We start from the raw sequence: 202 nt of genomic DNA, 5'->3' as shown, positions 1-202 counted from the left end.
CGTGAGGCTTAACCTTACAACGCCAGAAGCGTTCTGGCGTGGCGTTTGAGAGACGCAAAGAGATTTTCAGCCTGTTCGAAACGGATTGGTCCGTGCGGTTGCGCAAGCGACGGCGGGGACAAAACAGAATTTGCCTGGCGGCTTTAGCGCGGTGGTCCCACCTGACCCCATGCCGAACTCAGAAGTGAAACGCCGTAGCGCC

The 202-nt window shown here is 57.9% G+C and carries 1 rRNA gene; it reads left to right on the top strand.

Going from position 1 to position 202, the window contains the following annotated elements:
- Positions 1–133: 133 nt before the first annotated feature.
- Positions 134–202 (top strand): 5S ribosomal RNA (gene rrf, locus ACZ3HG_RS25155); the annotation flags it as partial.

This window comes from Erwinia sp. PME.40.26/001 (assembly GCF_055556675.1).
This window is presented reverse-complemented; position numbering and strand designations above follow the sequence as displayed.